General features: G+C 65.6%; 16 protein-coding genes, 1 tRNA gene and 1 pseudogene. 10 read left to right on the top strand and 8 right to left on the bottom strand.

The genetic code is table 11. The features are described from left to right. Positions 1 to 211: 211 nt before the first annotated feature. Positions 212 to 1,327, top strand: coding sequence for an OmpA family protein (locus tag ACE3P0_RS20410; protein WP_374404641.1), 1,116 nt, complete (start codon positions 212 to 214; stop codon positions 1,325 to 1,327). 58 nt (positions 1,328 to 1,385) lie between these two features. Beyond that, positions 1,386 to 1,622, top strand: coding sequence for a DUF1653 domain-containing protein (locus tag ACE3P0_RS20415; RefSeq protein WP_374404643.1), 237 nt, complete (start codon positions 1,386 to 1,388; stop codon positions 1,620 to 1,622). Positions 1,623 to 1,636: 14 nt separating this feature from the next. Here ACE3P0_RS20415 and ACE3P0_RS20420 read toward each other — a convergent pair whose 3' ends face one another. After that, a complete protein-coding gene (locus tag ACE3P0_RS20420) occupies positions 1,637 to 3,097 on the bottom strand; it encodes an ATP-binding protein (RefSeq protein WP_374404644.1) in 1,461 nt (486 codons plus the stop codon). A gap of 108 nt (positions 3,098 to 3,205) precedes the next feature. Then, complete coding sequence (locus tag ACE3P0_RS20425; RefSeq protein ID WP_374404645.1) at positions 3,206 to 3,706, bottom strand: flavin reductase family protein; 501 nt, start codon at positions 3,704 to 3,706, stop codon at positions 3,206 to 3,208. Between the two features lie 325 nt (positions 3,707 to 4,031). Between ACE3P0_RS20425 and ACE3P0_RS20430 the strand changes: the two genes are divergently transcribed. Further along, on the top strand, positions 4,032 to 4,745 hold the full coding sequence (locus tag ACE3P0_RS20430; RefSeq protein WP_374404647.1) for a pirin family protein: 714 nt from the start codon (positions 4,032 to 4,034) through the stop codon (positions 4,743 to 4,745). 50 nt (positions 4,746 to 4,795) lie between these two features. Here the strand turns inward: ACE3P0_RS20430 and ACE3P0_RS20435 are convergent, their stop codons facing one another. Beyond that, positions 4,796 to 5,224 carry a cytochrome c5 family protein gene (locus ACE3P0_RS20435; RefSeq protein ID WP_374404648.1) on the bottom strand — a complete coding sequence of 143 codons (429 nt, stop codon included), beginning with the start codon at positions 5,222 to 5,224 and terminating at the stop codon, positions 4,796 to 4,798. A 139-nt stretch (positions 5,225 to 5,363) separates the two neighbouring features. On the opposite strand from ACE3P0_RS20435, the gene ACE3P0_RS20440 reads away from it, so the two are divergent. Beyond that, a tRNA-Arg gene (locus ACE3P0_RS20440) sits at positions 5,364 to 5,440 on the top strand. A 65-nt stretch (positions 5,441 to 5,505) separates the two neighbouring features. Here ACE3P0_RS20440 and ACE3P0_RS20445 read toward each other — a convergent pair. Further along, positions 5,506 to 7,722, bottom strand: a complete 2,217-nt coding sequence (locus tag ACE3P0_RS20445) for a putative bifunctional diguanylate cyclase/phosphodiesterase (protein ID WP_374404649.1) — start codon at positions 7,720 to 7,722, stop codon at positions 5,506 to 5,508. Between the two features lie 191 nt (positions 7,723 to 7,913). On the opposite strand from ACE3P0_RS20445, the gene ACE3P0_RS20450 reads away from it, so the two are divergent. Both ACE3P0_RS20450 and ACE3P0_RS20455 read left to right on the top strand, forming a co-directional pair. Further along, the gene (locus ACE3P0_RS20450) at positions 7,914 to 8,576 is read left to right on the top strand and encodes an MBL fold metallo-hydrolase (protein WP_374404651.1); all 663 of its coding nucleotides are present in this window, start codon (positions 7,914 to 7,916) and stop codon (positions 8,574 to 8,576) included. Between the two features lie 9 nt (positions 8,577 to 8,585). Continuing rightward, complete coding sequence (locus tag ACE3P0_RS20455; RefSeq protein ID WP_374404652.1) at positions 8,586 to 9,275, top strand: response regulator transcription factor; 690 nt, start codon at positions 8,586 to 8,588, stop codon at positions 9,273 to 9,275. Between the two features lie 49 nt (positions 9,276 to 9,324). On the opposite strand, the gene mscL is transcribed toward ACE3P0_RS20455, so the two are convergent. After that, the gene (gene mscL / locus ACE3P0_RS20460; protein WP_374404653.1) at positions 9,325 to 9,744 is read right to left on the bottom strand and encodes a large conductance mechanosensitive channel protein MscL; all 420 of its coding nucleotides are present in this window, start codon (positions 9,742 to 9,744) and stop codon (positions 9,325 to 9,327) included. An 81-nt stretch (positions 9,745 to 9,825) separates the two neighbouring features. On the opposite strand from mscL, the gene ACE3P0_RS20465 reads away from it, so the two are divergent. After that, positions 9,826 to 10,782 (top strand): ATP-binding protein, encoded by a 957-nt coding sequence (locus tag ACE3P0_RS20465; RefSeq protein WP_374404654.1) that lies wholly within the window; start codon positions 9,826 to 9,828, stop codon positions 10,780 to 10,782. Then, on the top strand, positions 10,779 to 12,956 hold the full coding sequence (locus tag ACE3P0_RS20470; RefSeq protein ID WP_374404655.1) for an AsmA family protein: 2,178 nt from the start codon (positions 10,779 to 10,781) through the stop codon (positions 12,954 to 12,956). The genes ACE3P0_RS20465 and ACE3P0_RS20470 overlap by 4 nt, the downstream gene beginning before the upstream one ends. A 23-nt stretch (positions 12,957 to 12,979) precedes the next feature. Here the strand turns inward: ACE3P0_RS20470 and ACE3P0_RS20475 are convergent, their stop codons facing one another. Continuing rightward, a complete protein-coding gene (locus tag ACE3P0_RS20475) occupies positions 12,980 to 14,719 on the bottom strand; it encodes an ABC transporter transmembrane domain-containing protein (protein WP_374404656.1) in 1,740 nt (579 codons plus the stop codon). 78 nt (positions 14,720 to 14,797) lie between these two features. Next, positions 14,798 to 15,316 carry a hypothetical protein gene (locus ACE3P0_RS20480; protein WP_374404658.1) on the bottom strand — a complete coding sequence of 173 codons (519 nt, stop codon included), beginning with the start codon at positions 15,314 to 15,316 and terminating at the stop codon, positions 14,798 to 14,800. A gap of 160 nt (positions 15,317 to 15,476) precedes the next feature. Here ACE3P0_RS20480 and ACE3P0_RS20485 point away from each other — a divergent pair. Then, positions 15,477 to 15,716, top strand: a pseudogene (locus tag ACE3P0_RS20485) (magnesium chelatase domain-containing protein); the annotation flags it as partial. 145 nt (positions 15,717 to 15,861) lie between these two features. After that, positions 15,862 to 16,440 carry a hypothetical protein gene (locus tag ACE3P0_RS20490; RefSeq protein ID WP_374404659.1) on the top strand — a complete coding sequence of 193 codons (579 nt, stop codon included), beginning with the start codon at positions 15,862 to 15,864 and terminating at the stop codon, positions 16,438 to 16,440. Between the two features lie 276 nt (positions 16,441 to 16,716). On the opposite strand, the gene ACE3P0_RS20495 is transcribed toward ACE3P0_RS20490, so the two are convergent. Continuing rightward, positions 16,717 to 16,956, bottom strand: coding sequence for a DUF1488 domain-containing protein (locus tag ACE3P0_RS20495; protein WP_374404660.1), 240 nt, complete (start codon positions 16,954 to 16,956; stop codon positions 16,717 to 16,719). Positions 16,957 to 17,061 lie beyond the last annotated feature (105 nt).

Genomic DNA, 17,061 nt, shown 5'->3' on the forward strand with positions numbered 1-17,061 from the left:
GTCGAAGCTCAATTGTTCGAACGGGCGCATCAGGGCATCAGGGGCATTCATCGTCGGCGATCTCCGGGTTTCGCTCTGTTCAGACCGCGGCGCCATGCACCGGTTCGTCGAAGATACGACCAAAGAGTCAAATGAGAAATGTTTCCGCGCCATACCGTCAAACGGCGATGCTACGATCGCGCGATGTCATCGGAATAATCGGAGTCGTCCTATGCGTAAGATCACCCCTGCCCTGCTTGCGTCCACACTCCTGCTGGCCGCCGCGGCACCCCAGGCCCATGCAGAGCGAGGCGCCGACCATCCGGAGGTCAGCCGTTACCCCGGCGCGGTGATCGAAGGCTACGACTTCAAGGAATACGAAGAGGCGCAGCTGATCCTGAGCCGTCCGTTCAACCGCGGCGGCGAATACATGGCGGAAAAGGTGCTGCCGGTGGAAGGCCGCGTCACCTACATCCATTACGAGATGCCGAAAACCGCCTCGGCGCTGCAGGTGTTCCGCAACTACCAGTCGGCACTCAAGCGCTCCGGTTTCAGCGAGCTATTCGTCTGCGAGCGCCCCTGCACCGACGCGAACCTCGGCAGCTTCAAGACGTTGATGAAGGCGCGCGACCTCTACCTCAACGGCAGCCGCGAGAACCAGTATCTGGCAGCCAAGCGCGGCAACACCTATGTGTCGCTGTGGGTCAATGACCTGGGCGAACCCAACGCATGGCTGTTCGTGGTCGAGAAGGGCAGTCTGGACGACAACCAGATGGCCATCAGTGGCGAAAGCCCGATCGCCAAATCGCTCAGCGAACAGGGGCGTGTCGATCTCTACGGCTTCCAGTTCGACACCGGCAAGGCGGTGCTGCGCGACAGCTCCCAATCCACACTGAAGGAACTCGGCAAGGTACTGCAGGAGAACCCGACGCTGCAGATCGAGGTGGTTGGTCATACCGACGACGTGGGTGGCGCCGACGCCAACCAGCGCCTGTCGGAAGCACGCGCGCGCGCCGTCACTGAAGCGCTCAGCCGCACCGGCATCGACGCCTCGCGCATGCTCGCTCGCGGCATGGGCCAAACGCAGCCACTCGCGGCGAACACCGATGACGCCGGTCGCGCAAAGAACCGCCGAGTCGAGATCATCGTGCAGCGCCCGGCGGTCACCGCTGCGACACAAACCCAAGCCAACCGCACCGCACCGCGGCCGCAGGCACAACCGGCACCGGCTAACGGTAACGCGGGCGAGAGCAGCAAGCCCGCCGCGGACACCACACGCTCGGTGATCGACAGTGCCACCACCGCGATCGATACCGCCTACAAGCTCAAGGGCCTGCTGGGCCTGTAGTGCGCCGCTCGGACGATGAAGGCGCCATAATCGGCGCTTTCATTGCCTCGCTGCCGCCATGGAATCCAGGGATCTGCCGCCGCTTCCGGAGTTGCGCCCGGGCCGCTACCGCCACTACAAGGGTGGCGAGTACGAAGTGCTGGGCGTCGCGCGCCACAGCGAAACGCTCGAAGCACTGGTGCTCTATCGCCCGCTGTACAACACGAGCGGGCTCTGGGTGCGGCCCTACGCGATGTTCGTCGAGACGATCACGCACGAGGGCGTCGTGCAGCCCCGTTTCGCGCCGCTCCAGTAGCCGCCCACGAGGTGTCAGGTACGCAGCGGCGCGCTGAGCGGCAGGCGGATTACAACCGACGTACCCGCCCCCAGGCTACTTTCGACACGAATCTCGCCGCCCAGCACCCCATTCACCAGATTGTGCGCGACATGCAGCCCGAGGCCGCTGCTGCCCTGCGCCAGCCGCGTCGTGAAGAACGGGTCGAAGGCCTTGTCGAGCACCTCCGACGCCATGCCGGCACCGTTGTCCTTCACCACGAGCCGGACGCCATCGGCCACCCGCTCCGCCGCGAGTAGCAAGCGTCCGTCGGTCTTGCCGGCAAGGCCGTGCACCAAGGCGTTATCCACCACGGTGGACAGCACCTGCTGCAACGCAGCCGGGTAACTGTCGAGCATCAGGCCGGCGGGCGCGTCGAGTGTCAGGGTGCAACGCCCCGCGCGCAGTGCCGGTGCAAACAGATGGGCGATGTACTGCAGCGTGTCGCCCACCGCGAAGCTGGCACGTACCGATGCCGGCTGATCCACGGCGACCGCCTTGAAACTACCGACACTGGCAACGGCGCTGGCAACCGCCTGCTCCAACAATTCCGCGGCCTCGGACACATCGCTGACGAAATGGTTGATGTCGGAGCGGCGCATCGCGCCGCGCGCCAGTTCGCTGAATTCCTCGCATCGCGACACCATCGTACTGGCTAGCACGCGCGCGTTGCCAAGCGGCGTGTTGAGCTCGTGCGCGATGCCCGCCACCATGCGCGCGAGGCTCGCCAGCCTGCGTGCTTCAAGCAAGGCGTGCTGGGCACGCTGCAACTCTTCGAAGGCCTGCGCCAGTTCGGCATTGCGCGCGTCCAGGTCTCGCGTACGTTCAGCGACACGCTCTTCCAGCGTGCGGTTGAGTTGCTCGTAACGCGCGTTGCTCTCCGCCAGCTCGGCTATCCGGCGGCGTTCGGCGTCGTCCATCGCGGCGCGCTCGATCGCAATTGCAGCGAGGTGGGTGGACGCCCGCACCGCATCGCGGTGAAAAGCCCCGGCGCCGCGACACTCGCCAAAGTAGAGCGCAAAGGTACCGAGGACGGCTCCGGCGCGCGCACGGATCGGTGTTGACCAGCAGGCCTTCAGGCCGTGCGGCAAGGCGAGATGCTTGTAGGGCGCCCAGAGTGGATCATTGGCGATGTCGGTGACCTCGACCGCTTCGCCGCGATAGGCCGCAGTACCGCAGGAGCCGACCGCCGGGCCGATCTCGACCCCGTCGATGGCCTGCACATAGACCGCAGGCACGCTCGGTGCCGCGCCATGGCGCAACCGCGTGCCGTCGAGCAGCAAAACGGTACAGCGCACATCGCCCGCCAGCGCTTCAACCCTGCGACAGAGCAGATCCAGCGTGTCGTGCAGAGGCCGGCCGCGCGCCACGGCTTCGAGCACATCGTTTTGCAGCGCGAGCAGATCAGCGCCGCGTTGCGGGCACTCCAGCACACCTGTTTGAAGCGATGCAGACATGGCAGCACTCCAGTCTCAGTTCGACCACCGCACCCACCTTTTTTCGCCCGGCGGCGCGATCACGGGCCGGCCGGAGCAACCAGTCAGGCCCTCGCGCAGCCTTCAGTCCTACTCGACCGACAGGTAGCGATAACGCCCGGCGTGGTAAATCAGGGGTTCACCCTCGCCTCGTTCGAAGGCCTCGACCTGGCCGATGAAAAGCAGGTGGTCCCCACCATCATGGCGGATCCCGTTGCGGCATTCAAACCAGGCACAACAGTCGCGCAGCAGCGGCGCACCGGTCACGCCCTCGCGCGCATCGAGCTCGGCGAACTTGTCGTCGGCGCGCGTGGCGAAACGTTGCGACAAGGGTTGCTGGTGCGTCGCCAGCACATTGATCGCGTAATGGCTGCAGCGCTCAAAGTCCGCAAGCACCGGCAAATGGCGTGCAAGGCTCCAAAGCACCAGCGGCGGCGTCAGCGACACCGAGTTGAAGGAGTTCACCGTCAAACCGATGCGCCGCCCATCCGGTGTTTGCGCGGTCACCACGGTAATGCCGGTGGCGAACATGCCCAGTGCGCGGCGGAAGGCCAGCGTATCGAACTCGGGCGAATCATCGGAAACAGACATGCGCTACATCTCGGTCACTGCGGAGGCCGGATTATGCGGCGCGGCGCAAACCGCGTCGACCCGACGAGCAACAGGGGCATTGCGGGATTCAAGGCATCCGCAACGCGGCCGTAATCAATTGTGCGAGCGGCCAGGCGGAAGCGAGTCTCGGCGGCGAACCGGCTTGCTTCCGCATGACTGAGCCGCTCGCACCTGCCGCCGGCGTTTGGTGAGCCGCATTCATCTTAACTGCCATAAACCTTCGCTTTTTTCGCCGTTTGCGTCGGCCTATGCTTGGTCCTGACGCTGATCCACATTCACGGATTGGCCTAGCAGGAGCCCGACCATGATCCAGATCCGCCCCGCCGACGAACGCGGCCATGCCAATCACGGCTGGCTCGACAGCCACCACAGCTTCTCCTTTGCCGACTATTACGACCCGCAGCACATGGGCTGGGGCGTGTTGCGGGTCATCAACGACGACCGCGTCGCGCCGGGCATGGGTTTCGGTACGCACGGCCACCGCGACATGGAGATCGTCAGCTATGTGCTGGCCGGTACGCTGCAACACCGGGACAGCATGGGCAACGGCACGCTGATCCAGCCGCGCGATGTGCAGCGCATGAGCGCCGGCAGCGGCGTGATGCACAGCGAATTCAACCCCTCGCAGGCCGAGCCAGTGCACTTCCTGCAGATCTGGATTCACCCGGCCGAGCGCGGCATCGCACCCGGCTACGAACAGCAGAACTTCAGCGCTGAAGAAAAGCGCGGCCGGCTGCGTCGCGTCGCGTCGCCGGACGGGCGCGACGGCAGCGTGACGCTGCACCAGGACGCTTCGATCTTCGCCGGGCTGTTTGATGCCGGCGAATCAGCGGAATTCCGCCCCGAGCAGGGCCGCCTTGGCTACCTGCATGTTGCGCAGGGCAGCGTGCGCCTCAACGGCCAGACGCTCCATGCCGGCGACGGCGCGCGAATTGCCGATGAAGCCTTGCTGACGATCGAAGGCATCACGGGCGGCGAAGTCCTGCTGTTCGATCTGCCCCCCGACGAAGCGACGTAAACGCAAACGGGCTGCCCGCGGGCAGCCCGTTACTCAAACGCCGCTGCAAATTACTTGGCGGCTGGTTCCTTGAAGGAAGCGCCGGACTTGTTGGCCATGAAGACGATCGCACGGGCGATTTCCTCATCGGTCAGATCCGGGTTGCCGCCGCGCGCCGGCATCGAATTCTTGCCGTTAAGTGCCGACTTCAGCAGCCCATCGAGGCCTTGACCGAGGCGTGGCGCCCACGCCGCGTTGTCGCCAACCTTGGGTGCGTTCAGCGCGCCGGAATTGTGGCAGGCGCCGCAGACTGCGCCGACAACCTGCTCACCCGTGCGGCTGCCCTTTGCTGCGCCAGCGTCTGCGGCCGCCAGGGCCACTTGCGCGACCGGCTGGATCAGCGTTGCGGTCTCTTCCTCGTTGACGGGTTGCGACTTGTTGCAGCCGGCAAGCAGAGCGGCCGAAAGGAGAGCGAGCGGTAGCGCGGTGCGGATCGACATGATGGCCTACGATGTGTTTTTGACGTTGTGTTGCGCGGCCCCCTGCCACGCAAGGTCCTGATTATAGCGGGACAATTCGACGCGCTGCAGCATCCGCATGGACGCTATGGGGCGATCTGCGCTATGATCGGCCGGCTGTGCGACCGTAGCTCAGCTGGATAGAGTACTGGCCTCCGAAGCCAGGGGTCGTGGGTTCGAATCCCGCCGGTCGCACCAGATCTCGCTTTTCCCCTTACCGTTCTCGCTTCTCCGTACGCTCTCTTCCGCTCGGCAGCCTTGCCTCAGAGCCACTCGTTCGCTTTGTCGCCGAGCAGCACTTCGGCCGGCGTGACCTCGCTCGACAACCAAGCCGTCAGCGCCGCTTCGGACATCGGGCGCGCCAGCAGGAAGCCCTGCACATAGTCGCAACCCGCCCGGCGCAGTTGCGTGAGCTGCGCGCGCGTCTCGACGCCCTCGGCCACGACCTTGTGGCGCAGCGCATGCGACAACGCAACGATGGAGCGCACGATGGTGCGGGCGTTGTCGTCCTCGGTCGAGCGCATCACGAAGGCACGATCGATCTTGACCAGGTCGATTGGCATTCGAGACAGGTAGGAAAGGCTGGAGTAGCCAGTGCCGAAGTCGTCCAGTGCAATCGAAACCCCCAGTTCCTTGAGCCGGGCCATTTCGCGCAGGGCGGATTCGGCATCGCGCACGATCACGCTCTCGGTCAGTTCGAGTTCGAGGCGGTCCGGCGGTATGTCGTAGTCCGCCAGCGCGCGCGCCACGGTGTCGCCAAAGTTGCGGCTCTCGAACTGCGGCGCGGCGATGTTCACCGCGATTCGCGGCAGGGGCAGGCCCGCGGCACGCCAGCGCGCCAGCGTGGCGCAGGCATTGCGCAGCACCTTTTCGCCGATCGGCACGATCAGCCCGGTCTCTTCCGCGATTGGAATGAAGCGCCCGGGCGAGATCACCGTGCCCTCGGGCGTCCTCCAGCGCAACAGCGCCTCGGCCGACACCATGCGGCCACCACTGAGTTCAACCTGTGGCTGGTATTCGAGGAGTAGCTCGCCTTCGTTGTCGAGCGCGCGGCGCAAACCGTTCTCGATGTTCAGCCGATCCATCGCGCGCTGATTCAGATCCGGCGTGTAGAAGCGATAGCCTCCGCGGCCGGCTTCCTTGCTCGCATACATTGCCAGATCGGCGTTCTTCAGCAGGTTAGCGGCATCGTTGCCATGATCCGGACAGATGCTGATGCCGATCGAGAAGCCGACCTTGAAACTGTGGCCGGCCAGTTCAACCGGCGTCAGGAAGGCATTGAGAATGCGGCGCGCGATGCCGCTGACCTGCTCGGTGTTGCGTACGTCGCGCGCAAGGATCACGAACTCATCGCCGCCGAATCGGGCCACCAGATCACCGTCGCGCAGAGCCCCGCGCAAGGCGTCGGCGATGTACTGCAGCAGCGTGTCGCCAGTCTGGTGACCGAGTGTGTCGTTGATCCGCTTGAAGAGATCCAGATCGAGGAACAGCACCGCAATCCGCTCACCGCTGCTGGCATGCGACACCAGCGCCTGTTCGAGCATCGCGGTGAAGTGGGCGCGGTTGGGAAGGCCAGTCAGCGTGTCGCGCTGGGCGAGGTCGAGCGCCTGGGCAGTGGCCTGTTCGAGCTCGCGGGTGCGCGATTGAACGCGGTCTTCCAGCAGGTTCTGGTACTCAAGCAGCCGGGCGCGCGACGCACCCAGACTGTCCACCATGTGCTGAAAGGCGCGCCCGAGATCGGCCAATTCGTCGGTGGAAGAAATCTGAACCGTCTGCCCCAGGCGGCCTTCAGCCACCTCGCGCGCGGCACGTGAGAGGTCGCGCAGCGGTTGCACAAGGCGGCGCGTGAATAGCGTCGTCAGCACGATCGCAAGGGCGGTGACGACAATGGCAAAGCGCGCGGTCTCGTTGATGAAGGAGAGCGCCTCCCCCTTCGCCCGGGCGCTCGACAGCGTGAGCTGGACATAGCCCAACGGTGCATCGTCCGGGGCGCCGACAAAGCCGGCGCCGTCGTCGTCTGCATCGGCGTCCGGCCGCGCTGGCGGTTTGACGACGGCAAGGAACTCCAGTTGATCGCCGCCCTGACTACGGTGGCTGACCCCGCGAGCCGGCCAATCCGCCGGCTTGACACGCGCGGGCGTGGCCGCGCGGAATCTGCGCTCCGCCAGCAGGGTGTGATCGGCCCCGTAAAAGGCCGCGTACGCAATGTCCTTGTTGTCGGCAAGCCCGCCGAGCAGTTGCGTCAGCGCGGGGCGATTGGCGCTGTAGAGCGGGAACTCGCCGCTCTGTGCGAGCATCGAAACAACCGCCTCACCGTGCCCATTGAGCGCGTCGAAGGCGAGCTTCGACTGGGTGCGGATCACCGCCACGCCGATCGCCACCGCCGTCAGCAGGATCGTCGAGACCGCCAGCAAGCTCAGCTTGGCGGCAATGCCCATCGGACGAACAGCAAGCGGAAACGGCAGGGAGGGTTTGGCCATCGATCGGTTCGGGTTCAATCCGCATTCGGCGTGCGCCCGGGGCTGTACGGGCCCACGCCGGGTACCACATGATATTCGGCAGGCAGCATGTTCCGGCGTCTTCCCACTAACGGGCCGACGCAGCAATAACTTGAGCAAGCGGCCAGTCAGCGTGACCGGCGCAACTGTCGGCTGCCGCTGCCGGCGCTAGAATGAACGGTTTGGAGGCTCGTGTCTTGCAATACCGGATTCTTCCCGTCACCCCGTTTCAGCAGAACTGCACCTTGCTGTGGTGTCCCGAGACCCGCAAGGCGGCCTTGGTCGACCCGGGCGGCGAGGTCAACCGCTTGCTCGATGCCGTTGAGAGCGAGGGGCTGACGCTGGAGAAGATCCTGCTGACGCATGGCCACATCGACCATGCCGGCGGCACCGCCGAACTGGCGCGCCGCGCCGGCGTGCCGATCGAGGGGCCACAGGCGGAAGAACGCTTCTGGCTGGACGCCTTGCCGCAGCAGTCGCGCATGTTCGGCTTCCCGCAGGTTGAGCAGTTCGAACCCGATCGCTGGCTGGAAGACGGCGATACCGTCACCGTCGGCGCGCAAAGTCTGCAGGTGCTGCACACGCCGGGCCATACGCCCGGCCATGTCGTGTTCTTTCACCGCGAAGCGGGCCTGGCGCTGGTCGGCGACGTATTGTTCGCCGGATCGATCGGCCGCACCGACTTCCCGCGTGGCGATTTCAACACGTTGGTCAGGTCGATCCGCACGAAACTGTGGCCGCTCGGCGACGACGTGAATTTCATTCCTGGCCACGGCCCGATGTCCAGCATCGGCCGCGAGCGCCGCACCAACCCCTTCGTAGCCGAAGGGCTTTGAGGAAACGCCATGCGCCTTGCAATGCTCGAGGATGACCGCGACCAGTCCAGCACCGTGGAGACCTGGCTGCGCGACGCGGGGCACGATGTCCATGCATTCTCGCATCCGCGCGAGCTGATGAAGGTCGCCGGCCGCGAGAGCTTCGACCTGTTCCTGATCGACTGGATGGTGCCCGACATCTCCGGCGCCGAAGTGCTGCACTGGCTGCGCGAAGACCGCAACGATCCGACACCGGTAATCTTCGTCACCGCACGCGATGCCGAGGAAGACATCGTAGCGGCGCTCGGCGCTGGCGCCGACGACTACATCGTCAAGCCGGTGCGGCGGCTCGAACTGCTGTCGCGTATCGAAGCAGTGCTGCGCCGCGTGCGGCCGAAGGAACCGGAACGCGAACTCAACGCACCGCCCTACCGCTTCGACATTGCAAACAAGGTGTGCAGCCTCGGCGACACCGCGATTGAGCTGACCGACAAGGAATTCGAACTCGCGCTGTTCCTGTTCCGCAATGTCGGCCGCCTCTACTCGCGTGGGCACCTGCTCGAAGCGGTCTGGGGCCGAAACCCCAATGTCGCGACGCGCACGATCGACACCCATGTCTCACGCCTGCGCACGAAACTCGCGCTGCGCCCCGAAAACGGCTACCGGCTGACGCCGACCTACAACTACGGCTACCGGCTCGAGCGTCTGACCGAGGAATGAAAACGGCCGCCTCGCGGCGGCCGTCGTTCAACCCGGACGGGGTCTGAAGTCACTTCTTCAATGCGTCGCGGATCTCGCGCAGCAGCAGAACATCCTCCGGTGTGGCCGCCGGTTCGGCCGGTGCGGCGGGCTGTTCGCGCTTGAGTTTGTTGATCGCTTTCATGGCCACGAAAATCGCCAGCGCGATGATCAGGAAGTCGACCGTGGTATTGATGAACGCGCCATACTTCACCAGCGGCGCGCCGGCCTTCTCGGCCGCTTCGAGCGTCTCGAAGGTCTTGTCGCCCAGGTTGATGTACAGATGCTTGAAATCGACGCCACCGATCAGGCGCCCGAGGATCGGCATGACGACGTCCTTGACCAGCGAATCGACGATCTTGCCGAAAGCACCGCCGATGATCACGCCCACGGCGAGGTCGACGACGTTGCCCTTGAGCGCGAATTCCTTGAACTCCGACAGAAAACTCATGACCCGATCTCCTGATTGGCCGCCTCTCGGCGGGCTTGTTGTGGTGGCGAGCGATGCGCCGCACTGCGGGGGCAAGTGTCCATGATACCGCCGCAAGCACGCAAGGAGATGATGCTGCCGCTGGCCGTGATCGACCTGCTGCCGCTCGGCGCAATACTGTGCGATGCCGACGGCGCACTGCTGCATGCCTCGCCGCGCGCCTGTGCCCTGCTTGGCGCTGAAGACGGGCCGGGTGCGCTTGCCGCCTTGCACGACCTCAACGCCGGGGCGGGGCTGAACACGCCGCTGCGCGTGACGCGCCATGCCTTGCCCGATCAGCATCAAACGCTGTACCTAATCGAGGATCGCAGCGCCGAACTCAGCGCCACGAACCTGCGCGACGACGCCTGGCGCGCGCTATCGCATGATCTGCGCTCGCCGCTCGGCGCGATCCTGACGCTGACCGAGAGCGTTGCCGACGGCACGCTGCCGCCCGATCCGCAAACCCTGCAGCAAGTCGGCCACTATGCGGAACTCGCGCTCACGCGGGCCGACGGCGTGCTGCGCCTGCTGCGTGCCGATGCGCTGCGCAGCGAGCAGTTCGAGCCGGTCAGCGTGCAACAGATCGCGTGGGAAGCCAGCGACGCATGCTGGAAACTGGCGCGCGATCGGCAGATCACGATCGACGTCGGCGCCGATGCGGCTGGCGACGATGCGCTCGTTCGCGGTGATGTCGACGCGCTGCGGCGAGCCGTGACGCACTTGCTGGAGAACGCCGTGGTGCATGGGCCGTCGAACGCCATGGTCCGGCTGTCGGTAGAAGCTGGCGCCTCGCATTGGTGCTGTGTTATCCGTGACCAGGGCAACGGCCCCGACAGCATCGCAGTGTCTGTACTGTGTGCCGCGCAGCGCAGCGGCCGGCCACGCGGGCTGGGCCTTGCCTATGTGCGGCGTGTGGCAGACCGGCACGGGGCCCGCCTCAGCTGCGTCTGTGACGCCGAAGGCTTCTGCGTGACGCTGGAACTGCCGAAGAGCCCAACGGAGCTTCCGCACCCATGATCACCCGGCTGGTCAAGATCCTCGGTTTCCTGCTCGGCGCGCTCAGCGCACTCGCGCTGGTGCTGGGGCTCTACCTGCACGCCACCTGGGACGGCAAGGTCGTGCGGCGGGATCTTGCGCGCCAGGTGCGCGAACGCACATCGCGGCCGCTGGCGATGGAGAGCATGCCCAGGCTCGCGTTCCGCCCGGGTCCGACGGTCGTGATCGAAGGGCTGGCGCTCGGCGAACGCGATGCACCGGGCATTCCGCTGCGCATCGGCCGCGTCGAGGCCGGTCTCGCGCTGTGGCCACTGTTGCGCGGCAAACTTGAACTCCGCTCGCTACGCTTCGCCGACCTGGATGCGACGCTGCTGCATAACCGCGAAGGCTGGAGCCTCGCAGATCTCAACCGCGGCCTTCGTCTCGAATCGCCGTGGCCGTTCTCAATCCGCCTCGATCAAATTGTTGTCGAGCGCGCGCGCGTGCGCCTGCGTGACGACGCGCTCGGCCACGCGCTGACCTTCGAGCGCATTCACCTCGTGACCGACGCGCTGCAAGCCGGTTCGCACGGTCGCATCCGTGTCGAGGGCTCGCTGACCGAAGGCCCCGGCGCTGCTTCCGGCGGACTCACGCTAGATCTGGCCTACCTGCTCGACGGCAAGGGTTACGACATCGAATCGGCAACGCTCGGCTTCCGGGGCGATGCCTGGGGCGCCACCAGCGTGGACGGCGAAGTGCAGATCCGCAGCGGCCGTGGCGACCAAGGCAACGCGCTGGCACTTCAGGGCATCGTGATGCAAGCCAAGGGGCGACTTGGTACCGGCAAGCTGCAAGTGCAGGCGAGCGCCGAGCGCCTTGCCAGTCAGAACGAGGCGCTGGCGCTGCAAGCCGTGAAGGCGACCTTGCAGCTTACCGATGGCAGCGAACGCACCGAAGCCAGTTTCGAGACTGCGTCGATCGCGCCCCGCACGGCGGACTTCCCCGGCGAACCGTTGCGCGCGACCTTCCGCAGCCAGGGTGGACAACGCCTCACCAGCGGCCAACTCAACGCCCGTATTGCCTACCGCCCGCAGCACGGCCGCGTCGAGCTCGATGCGATCGACGCACGCTGGCGCAGCGCCGCACCCGGCGCGCCGGAAGGTGCGTGGACCGCCACCGTCGCCGGCAACGCAGCAAGTTCGCTGCTCGGCGGGCGTGTCGATACGCGCTTGCGGATCCGTGTCGCCGACAGCGCGATGCAGTTGCAGGCCCAGTACGAACAATCCCGCGCAGTGCCATGGCACTTCGTGTTGGACGCCGAACGCGTCGACACCGGGCGGATCAGCAAGGCGCTTGGCCTCGACGGTGCCAGCGCGCTGCTTGCGCCGGTCGCTCACCTGCGCGGCGACGGTCAGCTGAACATTGCGGCACTTCGGATCGGGCCGCTGCAAGGTAGCGCAGTCAGCGCACAACTGCAGACCGGCGACGGCGCAGTCAGCTTCGACACGCTGGCACTCAAAACCTACGGTGGAGACTTGAGCGGCAGCGCCCGCTACGACACCGCCAATCGCAGTCTTGCTCTGGATGGGCGCTACAGCGGCATCGAACTCACTGCGCTGGCACAAGAGCTCAAGCGCAGCTGGCCGCTGCGCGGCAGCGTTTCAGGCCGCTGCTCGGTACAAGCAATCGGGCCGGATTGGCCCGCCATCGCACGCAGCCTGAGCGGCGAGGCGCAGTTCACGCTGCGCCCTGCGCAGTGGAACGGCCTCGCACTGGACGACTTCCTGCGCGCAGTGCGACCGGCGCTGAAGGACCGTGGCGCCGCCGAACGCCGCCACGTCGCGCGCGAGCAGCAAAGCTTCGAGGAATTCGGCACCCACTGCCGCTTTGGCGGCGGTGAAGCGGAATGCAGCGAGCTCACGGCCCGCACCCCTTGGGTACGCATGGGCGGCGGCGGCAAACTGCGGCTCGCCGACGGCCAGCTCGACTGGCTGGTGCGTACCGCAGTGCAGTCGCAAGGGCCGATACCGCGCGACCTGATCGGCCTGCGCGGCGTCACGGTGCCGGTGCGGCTGAGCGGGCCCCTGCGCGATCCGCGTTATGCGCTCGATTGGCAGGCCGCACCACCACGGCCGGCTCCGGTGCGCAGCAAGCCGGTCGACAAGGTGCCCGAGACAACACCAGAGGCACCGGTGGCGCCCAGCGCAGCCGGCTAGCACCAGCCCCCCCGCGGCCCGCCTCAGGCGCTGAACTGCAGCCGGGCGAGGTGGGCGTAGAGGCCGTCCGCCTCGATCAAGGCCGCGTGATCGCCCTGCTCGACGATGCGGCCGTGTTCCATCACGACGATGCGGTCGGCCTGCTGCACGGTCGCCAACCGGTGCGCAATCACCAGCGTGGTACGGCCGCGCATCAAGTGCATCAGCGCCGCCTGCACCATGCGTTCGCTCTCGGCATCCAACGCCGAGGTCGCCTCATCGAGCAACAGGATCGGGCGATCGGCGAGGATCGCCCGCGCGATCGCGATGCGCTGCCGCTGCCCGCCGGAGAGCTTCACGCCCCGCTCGCCCAGATCGGTGTCGTAGCCCTGCGGCAGCTCGCGCACGAAACCGTCGGCATACGCCGCCACGCAGGCCGCCTGCACCTCGGCAAGCGTGGCATCCGGCCGCGCGTAGCGCACGTTCTCCAGCACGCTCGCGGCAAAGATCACGGCCTCCTGCGAGACCAGCGCGATCCGCTCACGGATCGCGAGCGGATCGGCCGCGTCCAGCGCAACGCCGTCGATCGTGATGCGGCCGGCGTGCGGATCGTAGAAGCGCAGCAACATCTGGAACACGGTCGTCTTGCCGGCACCGGAGGGGCCCACCAGCGCAACCGTCTCACCCGGCGACACATCGAGGCTGAACGCATCGAGCGCCGCGGTATCCGGCCGGCTCGGGTAGCGAAAATCGACTGCCTCGAAGCGCACTTCACCACGCGCAGGTGGCAAGGGATAAGGCGTGGCGGGCGGCGCCACTTCGGGCGCGGTAGCAAGCAGTTCCATCAGCCGCTCGGTCGCACCGCGCGCGCGCTGCAGATCGCCCCACACCTCGGACAAGGCACCCACACTGCCGGCGACCATCGCAGCATAGAAGACGAAGGCCGACAGCTCGCCCCCCGTGAGCCGGCCAGCAAGCACATCGTGGCCACCGATCCACAGGATGAAGGCGATTGCGCCAAACACCAGCACCATCACCGCCACGATCAGCGCCGAGCGCGCCGCGATACGGCGGCGCGCAGTAGCGAAGCCGCGCTCGACCCTAGCGCCGAAGTCGGCGCGGTCGGCCGCCTCGTGGCCGTAGGCCTGCACGATGCGGATCTCGTGGATCGTCTCGTCGATACGGTTGCCGAGCTCGGCGACGCGGTCCTGGCTTTCACGCGCCAAGGTGCGGACCCTTCGACCGAATAGCACGATGGGCGCCACCACCAAGGGCACACCGGCGATGACCAACAGGGTGAGCTTGGTGCTGGTGGTGAACAGCATGACGAGCCCGCCGACCAATAGCAGCGCGTTGCGCAGCGCGATCGACACGCTGGAGCCGATCACGTTCTCCAGTTGCGTGGTGTCGGAGGTAAGGCGAGAAATCACATCGCCGGTACGGCCGCTCTCGAACCAAGACGGCGGCAAGCTGAGCAAATGATCGAACAACTTGCGACGCAGATCAGCCGTGACCCGCTCACCAAGCCAGCTGACGTTGTAGAAGCGCAGCCAGGTTGCCGCAGCAAGCAACGCAATGACGCCGAACATCGCAGCCAGCGCGCGATCCAGCCAGGCGGGGTCGCCGGCCGAGAAACCCCGGTCGATCACCGCGCGCAGGCCCTGCCCCACCCCCAGCATCGCGCTCGCGGCGAGTATCAAGGCAATTGCTGCCACCGCGATGCGGGTGCGATAGGGGCGCAACAGGTCGATCAGGATGCTGCGGACGGTGGGCGGAGTAGGCATGGCAAAGAAACCCTGCATGGCGGCGACAGCCGCATGCTCTCACGCCACTGCCGGATGCCGCATTTCTTCAGGCAGGGATCAGAAGCGCAGGCGGGTACCGAAACTGAGGCTGCCCTGGTCGATCAGGTCGAAACCCGGCGCGCGATCCTCGCGATGCAAGCGATAGGCCGCCGAGATTGACCAAGCTGGGCTGAAGTCGTACGAGAGCCGCATACCCGCATCGACACCGCGCCCTTGCGTGCCGCCAAAGGCATCCACATCGCCGGCAAGGCGGAAGCTGCGCCAGAAGCGATACTCACCAAAGGCGTGGAGTAAGGGCACGTAACCGCTTTGCGAGAACAAGGGTGCGGTCAAGGGCGTCGTCTCCCACGCACTCACACCCAGGCCGGCATGCCAGCCCGGCTGATCCAGCAGTGCGTAGCGCAGGCTGGTGCGGCCCGGTGTCGGCAGATCGCCATCATCCGCCCCCGGCCGCAGCAGGCGGGTGAAGTCCATCTCTGGCGCCGCGACGCCGAAGCCGCTGCCGGCGACACGCAGGCCATCGGCCAAGGCGGCGGGCGCCAGCACAACGAAGGGCAGCAGCAAAACCCCGCGCACAAGAAGAAGACACCTTCCACGCTGAACCGAACGCATGTCGCAAGCCCCTCCCGGTCTGCACCCACACCGCGGCGTGACTGGTGACGCGCCGCGCGAGTTTTCATTATGGACGCTGCCGCGCCGATCGCTAGACTCGCTGCATCCCCATGCCGGAGTCATCATGAGCCTTGCCTGTGTCGCCAGCCGCGCGCTCGACGGCATCGCTGCGCCAGAAGTCGTCGCCGAGGTGCATCTCGCGAATGGCCTGCCGGGTTTTTCGCTGGTCGGGCTGCCGGAAGCCGAAGTGCGAGAATCTCGCGACCGCGTGCGCGCCGCGCTGCAAACCTGCCAGTTCGAGTTTCCGCAACGACGCATTACGGCCAACCTGGCGCCGGCCGATCTGCCGAAGTCTCGTGGAAAACGCTAAATGCGAATTTCACACATTAAGTGCAAATTTTGAACGGATTGTCTGCGAAACCCCAACACCGGACCAGCGTCTCAGCCCTGCAGCGTCAGGAATGACGTCTCCTCCAAATCCCGCCCCAAACCACTCCGCGACCTCCCAAATGAAGATCTCGTCCTACGGATTCCTCGCCCTCCTGCCCCTGTTCCTCACCGGCTGCCTGGTCCCTGAGAAGTTCTCCGCCAAAGTCGAAATCCAGCCGGACGGCGGATACGCTTACAGTTACAAAGGAACCGCCGTTCACGCATTGGCCGCGGCCGAGTTAAAGCAGACCGGGACCATCTCACCCAGGGACGATGCGGGACTCAAAGCCGAAGCTGACAAGATGGCCAAGGGCCAGGACGTTCGCCGCGCGGTGTACCTCGGGAAGGGGCGTTACGACCTAGATGTCCAAGGCACGAAGACGCGCGGGCAGCCCGTCAAATTGCTGCAAGTGCTGTCCGTGTCGACGGACAAAGACGGACTCATCACGATTTCGTCTCCGGAGCTCAAGGATAAGGAACGGAAGCAGCTGGAACAGCTGCAGATCGTGATCGACGGGACGCTGGAGGTGAAGGTGCCCAAGAATGCTGAAGTCGTCTCGAGCAACGCAACCTCGACACCAACGATGGGGCTGGGCGGCTACGCTTGGAAGATTGGCAAGGTCGACCAGCGGCCTGTGATGAAGGTCAGGCTCAAATGACGGGGCCTCAAAACCCGGGGCAGTTCACCGGGCGTTTGGCCAAAGAGCCGCGCGAGGCCAGCCAGCTCGTAAGCAATGGGACGGACTCCCCCTCCCGCTGACGGCCACGTAGTGCCAGAGCGGTAGAGTCCGCAGGCAGTTGATCCGAAAGGCGCGTCTGACGTTGGGGGGGGCGGAGCGGCGAAGCGGCAAACGGAACCAATAGGCGCAGCTTGTGGGCGGTCCCTCTCGACGGAATGAATAGTTCGCCGGTCTTATCCCCCCAGCAGAGAGAACCTACGCTCCGTCTTGAGAGCGGATAAGGATAGAGCCATCCGCCTCGAAACGCCCTTGCGCAATAAATCTCTCAGCCTTCTCTTCAATCCTGTTTCTGTTCAGGCAGAAGCAATCGAGCGGCTGGACTCCATTTCCGCCAAAGTTGTCTTGAAGAGCCTCCCAAGAAATGAGGCAGCGAATCTGCCTTTCATCCACAGCTGCCGGAAATGAAACGCAATCGTAAGCGTCCGGCCAACCCATCTTGAGCCGTCATTCGATGGCGTGAAGGATGGTGTCCACTAACAAACCCGGTGGACACCATGCAAGAGAGTCAGAGTCGGTCCCGTCGTGTGCATAGCGCGGCGT

Origin of the sequence: Niveibacterium sp. (genome assembly GCF_041909475.1) — a bacterium.
In the GTDB taxonomy this organism is placed as follows: domain Bacteria; phylum Pseudomonadota; class Gammaproteobacteria; order Burkholderiales; family Rhodocyclaceae; genus Niveibacterium.